Origin of the sequence: Serratia marcescens subsp. marcescens ATCC 13880 (genome assembly GCF_017299535.1) — a bacterium.
Classification (GTDB): Bacteria; Pseudomonadota; Gammaproteobacteria; order Enterobacterales; family Enterobacteriaceae; genus Serratia; species Serratia marcescens.
Window position 1 is genome coordinate 1,249,837 of the sequence record NZ_CP071238.1, and the last position, 13,592, is coordinate 1,263,428.

At 62.4% G+C, this 13,592-nt stretch carries 13 protein-coding genes; 5 read left to right on the plus strand and 8 right to left on the minus strand.

The annotated features are described in order from the left end of the window. Positions 1 to 6: 6 nt before the first annotated feature. Both ybfE and ybfF read right to left on the minus strand, forming a co-directional pair. On the minus strand, positions 7 to 294 hold the full coding sequence (gene ybfE / locus J0F90_RS05840) for a LexA regulated protein (protein ID WP_004939936.1): 288 nt from the start codon (positions 292 to 294) through the stop codon (positions 7 to 9). A 256-nt stretch (positions 295 to 550) separates the two neighbouring features. After that, the gene (gene ybfF / locus J0F90_RS05845; protein WP_080286931.1) at positions 551 to 1,324 is read right to left on the minus strand and encodes an esterase; all 774 of its coding nucleotides are present in this window, start codon (positions 1,322 to 1,324) and stop codon (positions 551 to 553) included. A 224-nt stretch (positions 1,325 to 1,548) separates the two neighbouring features. Between ybfF and seqA the strand changes: the two genes are divergently transcribed. The 4 genes from seqA (at position 1,549) to J0F90_RS05865 (ending at position 4,944) form a co-directional block, all read left to right on the plus strand. Continuing rightward, complete coding sequence (seqA, locus tag J0F90_RS05850) at positions 1,549 to 2,091, plus strand: replication initiation negative regulator SeqA (protein WP_033641080.1); 543 nt, start codon at positions 1,549 to 1,551, stop codon at positions 2,089 to 2,091. A 77-nt stretch (positions 2,092 to 2,168) separates the two neighbouring features. Further along, positions 2,169 to 3,812, plus strand: a complete 1,644-nt coding sequence (gene pgm, locus J0F90_RS05855; protein ID WP_016928750.1) for a phosphoglucomutase (alpha-D-glucose-1,6-bisphosphate-dependent) — start codon at positions 2,169 to 2,171, stop codon at positions 3,810 to 3,812. Between the two features lie 191 nt (positions 3,813 to 4,003). After that, positions 4,004 to 4,645, plus strand: coding sequence for a PadR family transcriptional regulator (locus J0F90_RS05860; protein ID WP_033641079.1), 642 nt, complete (start codon positions 4,004 to 4,006; stop codon positions 4,643 to 4,645). After that, positions 4,645 to 4,944 carry a DUF3861 domain-containing protein gene (locus J0F90_RS05865; protein WP_004939927.1) on the plus strand — a complete coding sequence of 100 codons (300 nt, stop codon included), beginning with the start codon at positions 4,645 to 4,647 and terminating at the stop codon, positions 4,942 to 4,944. Before J0F90_RS05860 ends, J0F90_RS05865 begins: the two co-directional genes overlap by 1 nt. 27 nt (positions 4,945 to 4,971) lie before the next feature. Here the strand turns inward: J0F90_RS05865 and kdpE are convergent, their stop codons facing one another. From kdpE to J0F90_RS05895, 6 genes are all read right to left on the minus strand, one after another. After that, entirely contained in the window at positions 4,972 to 5,661 is a 690-nt protein-coding gene (gene kdpE, locus J0F90_RS05870; RefSeq protein WP_016928747.1) for a two-component system response regulator KdpE, read from the minus strand. A gap of 16 nt (positions 5,662 to 5,677) precedes the next feature. Beyond that, the gene (kdpD, locus tag J0F90_RS05875; RefSeq protein WP_033641078.1) at positions 5,678 to 8,374 is read right to left on the minus strand and encodes a two-component system sensor histidine kinase KdpD; all 2,697 of its coding nucleotides are present in this window, start codon (positions 8,372 to 8,374) and stop codon (positions 5,678 to 5,680) included. 73 nt (positions 8,375 to 8,447) lie between these two features. Further along, positions 8,448 to 9,017 (minus strand): potassium-transporting ATPase subunit KdpC, encoded by a 570-nt coding sequence (gene kdpC / locus J0F90_RS05880; protein ID WP_033641474.1) that lies wholly within the window; start codon positions 9,015 to 9,017, stop codon positions 8,448 to 8,450. A gap of 18 nt (positions 9,018 to 9,035) precedes the next feature. Then, positions 9,036 to 11,105 carry a potassium-transporting ATPase subunit KdpB gene (kdpB, locus tag J0F90_RS05885; protein ID WP_033641077.1) on the minus strand — a complete coding sequence of 690 codons (2,070 nt, stop codon included), beginning with the start codon at positions 11,103 to 11,105 and terminating at the stop codon, positions 9,036 to 9,038. A 26-nt stretch (positions 11,106 to 11,131) separates the two neighbouring features. Beyond that, positions 11,132 to 12,820: a potassium-transporting ATPase subunit KdpA gene (gene kdpA / locus J0F90_RS05890; RefSeq protein ID WP_033641076.1), complete on the minus strand. Its 1,689-nt coding sequence runs from the start codon at positions 12,818 to 12,820 to the stop codon at positions 11,132 to 11,134. Then, on the minus strand, positions 12,820 to 12,909 hold the full coding sequence (locus J0F90_RS05895; protein ID WP_016928742.1) for a K(+)-transporting ATPase subunit F: 90 nt from the start codon (positions 12,907 to 12,909) through the stop codon (positions 12,820 to 12,822). Before J0F90_RS05895 ends, kdpA begins: the two co-directional genes overlap by 1 nt. 441 nt (positions 12,910 to 13,350) lie before the next feature. Between J0F90_RS05895 and J0F90_RS05900 the strand changes: the two genes are divergently transcribed. Beyond that, positions 13,351 to 13,560, plus strand: coding sequence for a YbfA family protein (locus J0F90_RS05900; protein WP_004939916.1), 210 nt, complete (start codon positions 13,351 to 13,353; stop codon positions 13,558 to 13,560). The last annotated feature ends 32 nt before the right edge of the window (positions 13,561 to 13,592 follow it).

The following is a 13,592-nucleotide window of genomic DNA, read 5'->3' on the forward strand; positions in this document are numbered from 1 at the left end:
AAGAGATCAATGTTCCGGCTGTTCTTCCGCCAGTTGCGCCAACAGCATCTGCTCGATGAGTTCGCTGCGGCTGATGTTGCGCTGTTCCGCCAGTTTGTTCAGGGCGTCCACCGCATCCGCGTTGATTTTCAGCTCTACGCGCCGCAATCCGCGCACTTTATCGCGCCGTAACTGATTGCGCTTATTGATTCTAAGCTGTTCATCGCGGGAAAGCGGGTTGGTTTTCGGGCGCCCCGGACGGCGTTCATCTGCGAACAGATCCAGCGTCGTGCGATCCGTTTGTTCTTTTGCCATAGGTAGCGGTACTGCAAGGGAGTTTGCATCAAAAAGCGCTCGCACGCTTCCGGAGGCATCGATTAACACACTTCGGGCCAATAAACCCTAACCCAAATTTACCCCCGAACCGGCGTTCGCGAACGCGCTGGCGCGGCGGCAAAATTATAGCGCGCCATATTACCCCAGCAGATGGAGCGGCGACAATGCCTAACTGCGGGCTAAACGCGCTAAGCCGTTATCTTTAGCGCGTTTTTTCGCCAGATTAACGTATTTTTCAGGCTTCGCCGAGGAAACGGTGGATGGCGCGCAGCACCGCTTCCGGTTTTTCGGCGTGCACCCAATGGCCGGTGCCGGCGACGACGTGCGCGCGGGCCTGCGGGAACTGGCGGGCGATATCTGCACGGTAGCTGTCCTGCACGTACGGCGACAGGCCGCCGCGAATGAACAGGGTCGGGTGTGGCCAGGCCGGGACGTCCTGCCAGCCGGTGATGTCTTCGTAGCGTTCGATCAGCACCGGCAGGTTGAAGCGCCATTCACCGTTATGGAAGGACTTCAGCAGGAACTGGATCACGCCTTCTTCCTGCAGGTAGTCGCGCATCAACTGGGCAGCCGCCTGGCGCTGGGTGATGCCGGCGGCGCTGACGGCCTTCAGCGCGGCGAAGATCTCGTCATGACGTCGGGTCTGGTAATCCACCGGCGCGACGTCGATGACGATCAGCTTGGCGATGCGCTCGGGCGCGATGGCGGTCAGCGCCATCGCCGCTTTGCCGCCCATCGAGTGGCCGATGACGATCGCTTTCTCCAGCTGCAGTTCGTCGAGCAGCGCCAGCAGATCCTGCGCCATGGCGGGGTAGTTCATGTCGTCGGCGCGCGGGGAGAGGCCGTGGTTGCGCAGATCGACCTTGATCACACTGTGCTGTTTATGGAGATCGCGCGCCAGCACGCCCAGGTTGTCGAGATTGCCGAACAGGCCGTGGATCAGCAGCACCGGCAGCGCGTCTGACTCGGCGGCCAGCAGTTGATAATGTAATTTCATGGCGAAGTTCATACTGAGAGAGATTCAGATTAGGGTATCATGATTGAATCGCACGATGAATCATGCGGAATTTTCGCGGCGCGGGCTTGGCAGTGCCGGCTATAGGTATTAGTCTGCATTTGCCGTCCGGAGGCACATTGTTGTGTTCGCCCCAGCGCTTTTAACCTTATAATCCCATGGCTTGAATGCAGGATCTGGCTTCAGGTTCTAAGTAGAAAAAACAGTATTGGATAAAGATGAAAACTATTGAAGTCGACGAAGAGCTTTACCGTTATATTGCCAGCCACACGCAACACATCGGTGAAAGCGCGTCCGATATTTTACGCCGCATGTTGAAATTCACCGCCGGTCAGCCGGTGCGCGCGTTGCCTGCCGCCAGTGCGTCGCCGTCCGTCGAACTGGAAAAAGCGGCGCCGGTTCAGCGCCCGCGCGATCGCGTACGCGCCGTGCGTGAACTGCTGCTGTCGGATGAATACGCCGAGCAGAACAAAGCGGTCAACCGTTTCATGCTGGTGCTGTCCACGCTGTACACCCTCGATGCCGCCGGTTTCGCCGCCGCCACCGAGGCGTTGACCGGCCGCACCCGCACCTATTTCGCCGGCGATCAGCAGACCCTGCTGGCCAACGGCACGCACACCAAGCCGAAGCATGTACCGGGCACCCCTTACTGGGTGATCACCAATACCAATACCGGCCGCAAGCGCAGCATGATCGAACACATCATGCAGGCGATGCAGTTCCCGGCGGAACTGATCGAGAAAGTTTGCGGTACCGTCTAATTTAGCGAACAGCCCGTCATGATGGCCGTGCGCGACGTATTTGCCCGGTCACCGACAGGGATGAGGGAGATATGTCGATGGCGAATAATCCACGTGCCGGGCAGCCCGCCCGTCAAAGCGATCTGATCAACGTAGCCCAGCTGACGTCGCAGTACTATGTGCTGCAACCGGAAGCTGGCAATGCCGCACATGCGGTGAAGTTTGGCACTTCCGGCCACCGCGGCAGCGCGCAGCGCCACAGCTTCAACGAGGCGCACATCCTCGCCATCGCTCAGGCGATCGCCGAAGTTCGTCATCAGCAGGGCACCACCGGCCCGTGTTACGTGGGCAAAGACACCCATGCGCTGTCCGAGCCGGCCTTTATTTCCGTGCTGGAAGTGCTGACCGCCAACGGCGTCGATGTGATCGTGCAGGAAAACAACGGCTTCACGCCAACGCCGGCGGTATCGCACGCCATTCTGTGCCACAACCGCCGCGGCGGCGCGCAGGCTGACGGCATCGTCATTACGCCGTCCCACAACCCGCCGGAAGACGGCGGCATCAAATACAACCCGCCGAACGGCGGCCCGGCTGACACCAACCTGACGTCGGTGATCGAAAAGCGCGCCAACGAACTGCTGGCGCAGCAGCTGAAAGGCGTTCAGCGCCAGTCGCTGGACAAGGCCTGGAACAGCGGCCACCTGCACGCCAAAGATTTGGTGCAGCCTTATGTCGAAGGGCTGGTTGACGTGGTCGACATGCCGGCCATTCAACGCGCCGGCCTGAAGCTGGGCGTGGATCCGCTCGGCGGCTCCGGCATCGCCTATTGGCAGCGGGTGGCGGAACACTACAAGCTGGATCTGACGCTGGTGAACGACTCCATCGATCAGACCTTCCGCTTCATGCACCTGGACCACGACGGCATCATCCGCATGGATTGCTCGTCCGAGTCGGCGATGGCCGGCCTGCTGGCGCTGCGCGACAAATTCGATCTGGCGTTCGCCAACGATCCGGATTACGACCGCCACGGCATCGTCACGCCGAAAGGCCTGATGAACCCGAACCACTATCTGGCGGTAGCCATCAACTACCTGTTCCAACATCGCCCGCAGTGGGGCGCCGATGTGGCGGTAGGTAAAACGCTGGTGTCCAGCGCGATGATCGACCGCGTGGTGGCTGACCTGGGCCGCAAGCTGGTGGAAGTGCCGGTCGGTTTCAAATGGTTCGTGGACGGCCTGTTCGACGGCAGCCTGGGCTTCGGCGGTGAAGAGAGCGCCGGGGCCTCGTTCCTGCGCTTCAACGGCCAGCCTTGGTCGACCGACAAAGACGGCATCATCATGTGCCTGCTGGCGGCTGAAATCACCGCGGTAACCGGTGAGAACCCGCAGCATCATTATGACGATCTGGCCAAGCGCTTCGGCGCGCCGAGCTACAACCGTATCCAGGCGCCGGCAACCCATGCGCAGAAAGCGGCGCTGTCCAAGCTGTCGCCGGAGATGGTCAAGGCCAGTACGCTGGGCGGGGATCCGATCACCGCACGTCTGACCGCGGCGCCGGGCAACGGCGCGTCGATCGGCGGCCTGAAAGTCATGACCGACAACGGCTGGTTCGCGGCCCGTCCTTCCGGCACCGAAGAGGCTTACAAGATCTACTGCGAGAGCTTCCTCGGGGCGGAACACCGCGAGAAGATTGAGCACGAAGCGGTCGAGATCGTCAGCGAAGTGCTGGCTTCCGCCAAGTAATCGCTTTTCTTGATGGATAAAAAGCGCTGTTTTTACAGCGCTTTTTTTATGTCTGCAATTTAGATATATCTTTTTCACGGCACGCGCTTGCGCATTTAGATATATCGATCTAGATTAGCGTTATCGACGCTGTTTAGATATATCTAAACAACCTCGTATTGATGTTCACTGTTAAAGCGAGGTATCACCCTATGTTTCATCGATTAGGTTTACACCGGCATCACCACCACCCTCATGCGTGCGAAGAGGGGCGCCGTCATCGCGGCGGGCGTCATCACTTCGGCGGCGAAGGCGAAGAGCACGGCCGAGGTGGGCGCGGCGGCCGGGGCGGGCGTCATCGTCTGTTCGAACACGGCGATCTGCGCCTGGTGTTGCTGGCGCTGGTGGCGCGCAAGCCCAGCCACGGATACGAATTGATCAAGGCGATCGAGGAAGCCTCTTCCGGCCTGTATGTGCCGAGCCCGGGGGTGATTTACCCCACGCTGACGCTGCTGGAAGAACAGGATTTTCTCGAACCGCTCACCACCGGCAACGGCCGAAAAAGCTACCGCATCACCACGGCGGGCGAGGGCGAGCTGCAAAAGCATCAACAGGTGGTTGACGTCATTCTGGCGCGTCTGGCGGGCGCCGGCCGCGAGCATCATCGGCACGGCAACCTGGCGGAAGGCATCTACGACGCCATGAACCGTCTGCGCAGCCTGCTGCGCGGCAACGTGATGCGCGCCGATCTCACGCCGCAGCAGGTGGAGCGCATCAACGCCGCGTTGCTGACCGCCGTGGCGGCGATCGAAAGCGAAATGCACATTCAACCCACGCAGCAGGAGGAGAACTGATGCCCGGCCACCGTTTTAACATTACCGTTGAAGCCCTGAGCGACCGCCAGGGCAACCCCGTCGAGAAGGCACCGCTGAGTTTTGAGGTGACCAATCATGACGATATTCTCGAGATCGTCGAGCGCATTCGGGCGCGTGACGATCTGAACTTCGGCCCCGAGCAGAGCGCGGCCTTCGCCGTGGGGTTGAAACTGTTCTCCGAAGTGATGATCGAAAACCGCAAACACCCGGTGTTCGCTCCGCTGCGCGAGGCGTTTAAGGAATTTATGGTCGGATTGAAGAAGGGCCCGGCGGCGTAAAGGCGTGGCACACCGCGCTCGCCGGGGTTAAGGCATGAAACGGTAGCCGACGCCGGTTTCGGTCAGCAGATGTTTGGGCCGGGCCGGATCGGCTTCCAGCTTCTGGCGCAGATGGCCCATGTAGATGCGCAGGTAGTGGCTGTGTTCCACGTAGTTCGGCCCCCAGACGTGGCTCAACAGCTGGCGTTGGGTAATCACCTTGCCGGCGTTGGCCAGCAGCTCCGCCAACAGGCGAAACTCGATCGGCGTCAGGTGCAGATCTTCGTCGTTGCGCAGCACCCGGCGATTCACCAGATCGACGGTGATCGCCGAAAAGCTCACCAGCGGGCTTTCCTGTTGGTTGGCGGAGTGGCGGCGCAGCGCGACCCGCACCCGCGCCAACAGTTCACCGATGCCGAACGGTTTGCTGAGATAGTCGTCGGCGCCGGCGTCCAGCGCGGCGATTTTGTCCTCTTCGGCGTTGCGCGCCGACAGTACGATCACCGGAATGGCGCTCCACTGCCGCAGATCGCGGATGTAGCTCAGCCCGTCGCCATCCGGCAACCCCAAATCCAGGATGATCAGATCCGGTTTGCGCGTGCCGGCCTCAATCAGCCCGCGCTGCAGCGTTTCACTTTCAAACACCCGCAGGCCTTCGCTCTCCAGCGCGGTGCGCACGAAGCGGCGGATCTCTTTTTCATCTTCAACAATCAGAATGTTGGTTGGCGTTATGCTCACGTTTCCCCTGCGTTGATTACAGATCGAAGGCGTCGCCGTCGATCTCGGGCGGTTTTTCCAGCGGCAGCACGAAGCGGAAGCTGGCGCCGCCGTTGGCGCCGTTTTCCGCCCAGATGCGGCCATCATGCACTTCAATAATGGCACGACAAATCGCTAACCCCAAGCCGACGCCGGGGATCGCCGACTCTTTATTGCCGCGTGAAAACTTGTCGAAAATCAGCTGCAGCTGATCGGCGGGGATACCGGGGCCGTTATCCCAGACCTCGACTTCCAGCCACTCGGGCAGCGTGCGGGCGCGAATGCCGATGGTGGCCTCGGCGCCGGCGTATTTATTGGCGTTTTCCAACAGGTTGGTGAACACCCGTTCCAGCAGGCTGCCGTCGCAGTTGACCAGGATCTGTTCCGACGGCAGCTCGACCTTGATCGGATGCTGGCTGAGCAGCGGCTCCAGCATGTGCAGCGAGGCGCCGACGATCTCTTCCAGCGACTGCCACTCTTTACGCAGGCTGAAACCGCCGGACTGGATGCGCGCCATATCCAGCAGGTTGTTCACCAGCCGGGTGGTGCTCAGCACCTGCTGGCGGATCTGGCTGGCCTGGGTGGCGTGATTGGAACCTTCGGCCGCCAGGTCCAGCGTGAGAATTTCCGCCTGGCCGAACAGTACCGTCAGCGGGGTGCGCAGATCGTGCGACAGCGCCGCCAGCAGCGAGTTGCGCAGCTGTTCGCGTTCGGCGTCCAGCTTGGCTTCTTCGGCGCTGCGCGCCAGATGCAGCCGTTCCAGCGCGCTGGCGATCAGCACTGCGAAGGTTTGCAGCAGCCGCTGTTGTTCCGGCACCATCAGCTGGCGCAGGTTGTTGGGTTCGATCGCCAACAGGCCGAAGGTCTGTTTGGGGGTATTGAGCGGCAGCAGTTGGTAAGGCACGCCGGGCAGGGTGTCGGTGCCAGCGCCGGCCGGCAAGCCTTTGTCGAAACTCCAGCGCGCGATGGCTTCGTCTACCGACAGCAGTCCGCCTTCCTCGCCGATCATTTGCTGCAGCCGGCCGTCTTCCTGCGGCAGCAGCAGCACGGTTTTCGCCTGGAAGCTGCTGGAGAGGAAATGACGGCTGGTGTTGGCGATGTCGGCCACGATCAGCGCGCGGCTCAGCCCGCGCGACATTTCGTACAGATGGCGCGCCCGCTGCTCGCGATAGCGCGCCACCCGGGCCTGATAACGCACCCCGGCGGTCAGGTTGCCGATGATGATGCCGACGGCGAGCATCACGCCGAAGGTCAGCAGATACTGCATATCGCTGACGGCGAACGACCATTCGGGCTGGACGAAGAACAGATCGAAGCTGGCGACGTTGATCACCGCCGCCAGCACCGACGGCCAGCGGCCGAAGAACAGCGCGACGATCGCCACGCCGAGCAGGTAGACCATCACCAGGTTGGCCTGATCGAAGCCCGGCAGCAGCCACTGCGAGAGCAGGGTAATCAGCGCGCACAGCGCTATCGCCACCGCGCAGCCGCGCAGCTGCATGCGCCATTTCTCATTGAAGCTGCGGCCGTCGTGCTCCTTGCCCGGCGGGGGCTGCGCGGCGTCGCTGTCCAGCGCCACGATCACCAGATCGAGATCCGGGCCCAGCCGGCCGAGGCGATCGGCGAAGCTGCCGCGCAGTTTCCAGCGCTGCTCGCTGCGGCGGCCGATGATGATTTTGCCGAGGTTATGCTCGCGGGCGTAGCGCAGCACCGCGCGCTCTTCGGACGGATCGGCCAGGGTGGCGGTTTCGGCGCCCAGTTCCTGCGCCAGCCTCAGCGCGCGCAGAATGGCGCGGCGCTGGTTTTCCGGCAGCCGGTGCAGCTTGGGGGTTTCCACGTAGACTGCATGCCAATGGCAGCCGAGCCGCGCCGCCAGCCGGGCGGCGATGCGCACCAGCTTTTCGTTGCCGCTGTTGTGGCCGACGCACAGCAGAATGCTGTCGCGGGTGTGCCACACTTTCTCGCGTCCCTGGGTGTCTCGAAACTCGCGCATCTGGTCATCGACCCGATCGGCGGTGCGGCGCAGCGCCAGCTCGCGCAGGGCGATCAGGTTGCCTTTGCGGAAGAAGTGCTCGATGGCGCGCTCGGCCTGGCCGGGAATATACACTTTGCCTTCGTGCAGTCGCCGGCGCAGATCGTCCGGCGGCAGATCGACCAGCACCACTTCGCTGGCCTCGTCAAACACGTGGTCGGGCACCGTTTCGCGCACCCGCACGCCGGTCACGCCGCCCACCACGTCGTTCAGACTTTCCAGATGTTGCACGTTGACGGTCGTCAGCACGTCGATGCCGGCGTCCAGCAGCTCTTCCACATCCTGCCAGCGTTTGGGGTGGCGCGAACCGTGGGCGTTGCTGTGCGCCAGTTCGTCCATCAGGATCAGCGCCGGGTGGCGCGCCAGCGCGGCGTCGAGATCGAATTCATGCACCAGTCGCCCGCGATGCTGGATGCGTTTTTGCGGCAGCAGCGCCAGGCCGTCGAGCAGGGCGGCGGTCTCGCTGCGGCCGTGGGTTTCCACCACGCCGACCAGCACATCCAGTCCCTGAGCGCGCAAGCGCTGGGCCTCCTGCAGCATGGCGTAGGTTTTGCCCACGCCGGCGCAGGCGCCGAAGAATACCTTCAACCGGCCGCGCGGTTTTTCATTGGCCAGCGCCAGCAGGCTGTCGGGATCGGGACGCTGCTGTTCTTCTTCGACCATGGCAATTCCTTGTGTTACCAAGCAAAAAGGGGTTCGGCACGCCGAACCCTATCACTATGCTGAATACGGCGCGTTACTTCAACGCATCCAGCGCCAGGTTCAGCTTCAACACGTTCACCACCGATTCGCCCATGAAGTTGGGCGTGGCCCGATCGGTGTTGTCTTCGATCAGTTTGGCGATCTGTTCCGGCGGCAGATGACGCGCCGCCGCGACCCGCGCCAGCTGATACCGCGCCGCGGCGATCGAGATCTGCGGATCCAGCCCGCTGCCGGAGGCGGTCAGCAGATCCACCGGGATCGGGCCGCTCATCGCAGGATTGGCCTGGCGCAGCTGCGCTGCGCGCTCGGCGATAGCCTTATCCAGCGCCGGGTTGGTGGCCGCCAGGTTGCTGCCGGCGGAGGCCTGTGGATTATAGGCCGAATCGCCGGTGGCCGACGGGCGGCCCCAGAAATAGTCGGCGCGCGTGAAGTTTTGGCCGATCAGCGCGGAGCCGACCGCCTTGTCGCCTTGGTACAGCAGCGAACCGTTAGCCGAGCCCGAAAACAGCAGTTGCGCCAGCCCGGTGGTCAGCAGCGGATAGGCGATGCCGGTGATCAGCGTCAGCAGGATCACCATCACCAGCGCAGGTCGTAAATACGTCATGTTCATTTCCCTCAATGGTTAACCGGCGACGTGCAGCGCGACCAGGATCAGGTCGATCAGTTTGATGCCGACGAACGGCACCAGCAGGCCGCCGACTCCGTACAGCCACAGGTTGCGGCGCAGCAGGGCCGCGGCGCTCATCGGTTTGTAGCTCACCCCTTTCAGCGCCAGCGGGATCAGGAACACGATCACCAGGGCGTTGAAGATCACCGCCGACATGATGGCGGAGGCCGGGGAGTGCAGGTGCATCACGTTCAGCGCGTTCAGCTGCGGATAGGTGGCCGCGAACGCCGCCGGAATGATGGCGAAGTATTTGGCCACGTCGTTGGCGATGCTGAAGGTGGTCAGTGAGCCGCGCGTCATCAGCATCTGTTTGCCGATATGCACCACTTCGATCAGCTTGGTCGGGTTGGAGTCCAGATCGACCATGTTGCCCGCCTCTTTGGCGGCCTGGGTGCCGGAGTTCATCGCCACCGCCACATCGGCCTGCGCCAGCGCCGGGGCGTCGTTGGTGCCGTCGCCGGTCATCGCCACCAGACGGCCTTCCGCCTGATACTGGCGGATCAGCGCCAGCTTGGCTTCCGGCGTGGCTTCCGACAGGAAATCGTCCACCCCGGCTTCGGCGGCGATCGCCGCCGCGGTCAGTGGGTTATCGCCGGTGATCATCACCGTTTTGATGCCCATCTTGCGCAGCTCATTGAAGCGCTCTTTGATGCCGCCTTTGACGATATCCTTCAGCGCCACCACGCCCAGCACCCGGGCGCCTTCCGCCACCACCAGCGGCGTGCCGCCGGTGCGCGCCACGCTTTCCACCAGATCGTCCACCGCCCGCGGGAAGTGCCCCTGATTGGATTCGACGTGACGGCGAATGGCGTCCACCGCGCCTTTGCGGATCATGCGCTCCTGCACGTTGACGCCGCTCATGCGGGTCTGTGCGGAGAAGGGCACGAAGGTGGCGTTCAGCGCCTGCAGATCGCGCTCGCGCAGGTTAAAGCGCTGTTTGGCCAGCACCACGATGCTGCGGCCTTCCGGCGTTTCGTCCGCCAGCGAGGCCAGCTGCGCGGCGTCCGCCAGCTCTTGCTCTCTCACGCCCGGCGCCGGCAGGAACTCCGAAGCCTGGCGGTTGCCCAGCGTGATGGTGCCGGTTTTATCCAGCAGCAGCACGTCCACGTCGCCGGCGGCTTCCACCGCGCGGCCGCTGGTGGCGATCACGTTGGCGCCGAGCATGCGGCTCATCCCGGCCACGCCGATGGCGGACAGCAGGCCGCCGATGGTGGTGGGGATCAGGCAAACCAGCAATGCGACCAGCACGGTGATGGTGACCACGCTGCCGCTGCCGGCCGCTTCCACGCTGTATTGCGAGAACGGGAACAGGGTGGCGGTGGCCAACACGAACACGATGGTCAGCGCCACCAGCAGGATGGTCAGCGCGATCTCGTTCGGCGTTTTGCGGCGCTTGGCGCCTTCCACCATGGCGATCATGCGATCGAGGAAGGTTTCCCCCGGGTTGACGCTGCACTGCACCACCAGCCAGTCAGACAGCACGCGGGTGCCGCCGGTGACCGAGGAGAAGTCGCCGCCGGATTCGCGGATCACCGGGGCGGATTCGCCGGTGATGGCGCTTTCATCCACCGAAGCGCCGCCTTCCAGCACCTCGCCGTCGCACGGGATGGTGTCGCCGGCTTCCACCAGCACGATATCGCCTTTGCGCAGGCTTTCGGCGGCCACTTTCTCCGTGGCGCCGTCGCGGCGCGGGCCGGCCAGCTTTTTCGCCCAGCTGGTTTTCTTGGTGCCCCTCAGGCTTTCCGCCTGGGCCTTGCTGCGCCCTTCGGCCAGCGCTTCCGCGAAGTTGGCGAACAGCACGGTGAACCACAACCACAGGGTGACGCTGCCGGTAAAGGCGGCGGCGCCGTCGGTTTGGCCGGCGAGGATCGCCAGCCAGATGGCGGTGGTCAGCAGGCTGCCGATATACACCACGAACATCACCGGGTTGCGCCATTGAACGCGAGGGTCCAGTTTTTTCACCGCATCGATCAGCGCGGTGCGCACCAGGGCCGGTTCAAACAGCGCGCGTTGTTTGCGAGTCATCTCTTATTCTCTCTCTGTGACGTCGGTTAGTTTGCCAACCAAAGCTGCAAATGCTCGGCCACCGGGCCCAGCGCCAGCGCCGGCACGAAGGTCAGCGCACCCACCAGCAGCACGGTGCCGATCAGCAGGCCGATAAACAGCGGCCCATAGGTCGGCAGGGTGCCGTTGCCCGCCGGTTGGCGTTGTTTGGCGCTCAGCGAACCGGCGATCGCCAGCACCGGCAGGATCACCCCGAAGCGGCCGACGAACATGGCGAAGGCCAGCAGCAGGTTGTAGAACGGCGTATTGACGCTCAACCCGGCGAAGGCGCTGCCGTTGTTGTTGGCGGCGGAAGACAGGGCGTACAGCACTTCGCTGAAGCCGTGGGCGCCCGGGTTGAGGATGCCGGCGCGGCCCGCGTCGGTGCCGATGGCCAGCGCGCTGCCCAGCAACACCAGCGTCGGCGTGACCAGGATCGCCAGCGCGGTCATCTTCATGTCGTAAACGTCGATCTTCTTGCCCAGGTATTCCGGGGTGCGGCCGATCATCAGACCGGCGATAAACACCGTCAGCAGTACGAACAGCAGCATGCCGTACAGGCCGGAGCCGACGCCGCCGAACACCACTTCACCGATCTGCATCAGCCACATCGGCACCATGCCGCCCAGCGCGGTGAAAGAGTCGTGCATGGCGTTGACCGCCCCGCAGGACGCGGCGGTGGTCACCACCGAGAACAGGCTGGTGGCGAGAATGCCGAAGCGCGACTCTTTGCCTTCCATATTGATGTTGCTGTCGGCGCCCAACGCGCTCAGGTGCGGGTTGCCCGCCAGTTCGGCGACCATCACCACTACCACCGCCACCACGAAGATCAGCGCCATCGCCCAGATCAGCGCATGGCCCTGACGGTTTTCACCGGCCAACTGGCCGAAGGAGAAGCACAGCGCGCAGGGGATCAGGAAGATGGCCAGCATTTGTACGAAGTTGGTCAGCACGGTTGGGTTCTCGAACGGGTGCGCCGAGTTGGCGCCGAAGAAGCCGCCGCCGTTGGTGCCGAGCATTTTGATCGCTTCCTGCGAGGCCACCGGCCCCATCGGCAGCGTCTGCTGCGCGCCTTCGAGCGTGTTGACGTGCAGGTAAGGCAGGAAGTTTTGCAGCGTGCCCTGGCTGACGAAGAACAGGGCGATCGGCAGCGCGATCGGCAGCAGCACATACAGCGTGATGCGGAACAGATCGGCCCAGGCGTTGCCGACGGTCTTGCCGGCGCGGCGGGTGAAGGCGCGGATCAGCGCAAAGGCCACGGCGATGCCGGTGGAGGCGGAGACGAAGTTCTGCACCGCCAGTCCGGCCATCTGGCTGAAATAGCTGAGGGCGCTTTCGCCGCTGTAGGCCTGCCAGTTGGTGTTGGTGACGAAGCTGACGGCGGTGTTGAGCGCCAGATCCCAGGAGAGACCCGGGAAGCCTTGCGGGTTGAGCGGCAGCGAGCCTTGCGCCATCAGCAGGGCGAACAGCAGCGCCAGGCCGAGCAGGTTAAACGCCAGGATCGCCAGCGCGTACTGCCACCAATTCATCTCGGTGGGGCGGATGCCGCAGGCGCGCCAGACGCCGGCTTCCACTGCGCGCAGCGCAGGCAGCGGCTCACCTTCGATCAGGCGCGCCATAAAGCCGCCCAGCGGCCGGGCCAGCAGCAGAAGCACCAGCAGGAAACTGGCGATCAGTAAAAAGGCTGAAGCCGCCATCAGAAATCCTCCGCGTTAAACAGGGCGTAGACCAGATAGGCCAACAGCAGCAGAACCAACAGCGCACCACCAATAACGCTGAAACTCACGGGACACCTCCAGAGGTGTTGTTTTTGATAGAGGCAGTGTAGGGAGAGGGGTAGAAAGAAGATGAAAAAATCGCGCGGGCGGGTGTAAAAAAAGTATAAAAATGACTGAAATTTCAGCGGAAATTGGCCATTTCAGGCAGCCTGCTTGCGGCGAGATTGCGCCTGATGTGTGAATAAGCAGGGGCTGAGGCGTGGGATGAAGAACCGAATAATAACCACAATGTAACCCATGTTTAGTTAAAAATTAACTTGATTGTAACAAAATTACGAATCAGCATGGTGATTAGCGATTTTTTGTGCGATTTAGTGGTCGGATGAGTAGTAAACTTTCATCAAGTGCGCTAAAATTTTGTCCAGTTACCAAATTACCGATTGTTCATTTGATACGCCCACGCCGTTTTCCCTGACAAATCAACGGCAGGCGTTTTTAAGGAGGTTCGCATGTCTACGACCTATCACGCTTATTCATTGCATCGGATTCTCCTGCGCCGCAGCGCAGTGGTGATCGCGGGCATTTTGGCCCTGCCGGTGATGCTGTTCCGCAGCGATCGCGGGCGTTTTTACAGCTACCTGCACCGCGTCTGGTCAAAAACCAGCGATAAGCCGGTCTGGCTGCAGCAGGCGGAACTGGCGTCCTGCGATTTCTACTGAGCCACTACTGATTCACGAAAAACCCTCGCCCT

Coding starts and splice junctions, on each gene's coding strand:
- kdpC (WP_033641474.1), bottom strand. CDS start 9,017: ATGACGTATTTACGACCTGCGCTGGTGATGGTGATCCTGCTGACGCTG.
- kdpD (WP_033641078.1), bottom strand. CDS start 8,374: ATGGTCGAAGAAGAACAGCAGCGTCCCGATCCCGACAGCCTGCTGGCG.
- seqA (WP_033641080.1), top strand. CDS start 1,549: ATGAAAACTATTGAAGTCGACGAAGAGCTTTACCGTTATATTGCCAGC.
- J0F90_RS05900 (WP_004939916.1), top strand. CDS start 13,351: ATGTCTACGACCTATCACGCTTATTCATTGCATCGGATTCTCCTGCGC.
- pgm (WP_016928750.1), top strand. CDS start 2,169: ATGGCGAATAATCCACGTGCCGGGCAGCCCGCCCGTCAAAGCGATCTG.
- kdpB (WP_033641077.1), bottom strand. CDS start 11,105: ATGACTCGCAAACAACGCGCGCTGTTTGAACCGGCCCTGGTGCGCACC.
- ybfE (WP_004939936.1), bottom strand. CDS start 294: ATGGCAAAAGAACAAACGGATCGCACGACGCTGGATCTGTTCGCAGAT.
- J0F90_RS05860 (WP_033641079.1), top strand. CDS start 4,004: ATGTTTCATCGATTAGGTTTACACCGGCATCACCACCACCCTCATGCG.
- ybfF (WP_080286931.1), bottom strand. CDS start 1,324: ATGAACTTCGCCATGAAATTACATTATCAACTGCTGGCCGCCGAGTCA.
- J0F90_RS05865 (WP_004939927.1), top strand. CDS start 4,645: ATGCCCGGCCACCGTTTTAACATTACCGTTGAAGCCCTGAGCGACCGC.
- kdpA (WP_033641076.1), bottom strand. CDS start 12,820: ATGGCGGCTTCAGCCTTTTTACTGATCGCCAGTTTCCTGCTGGTGCTT.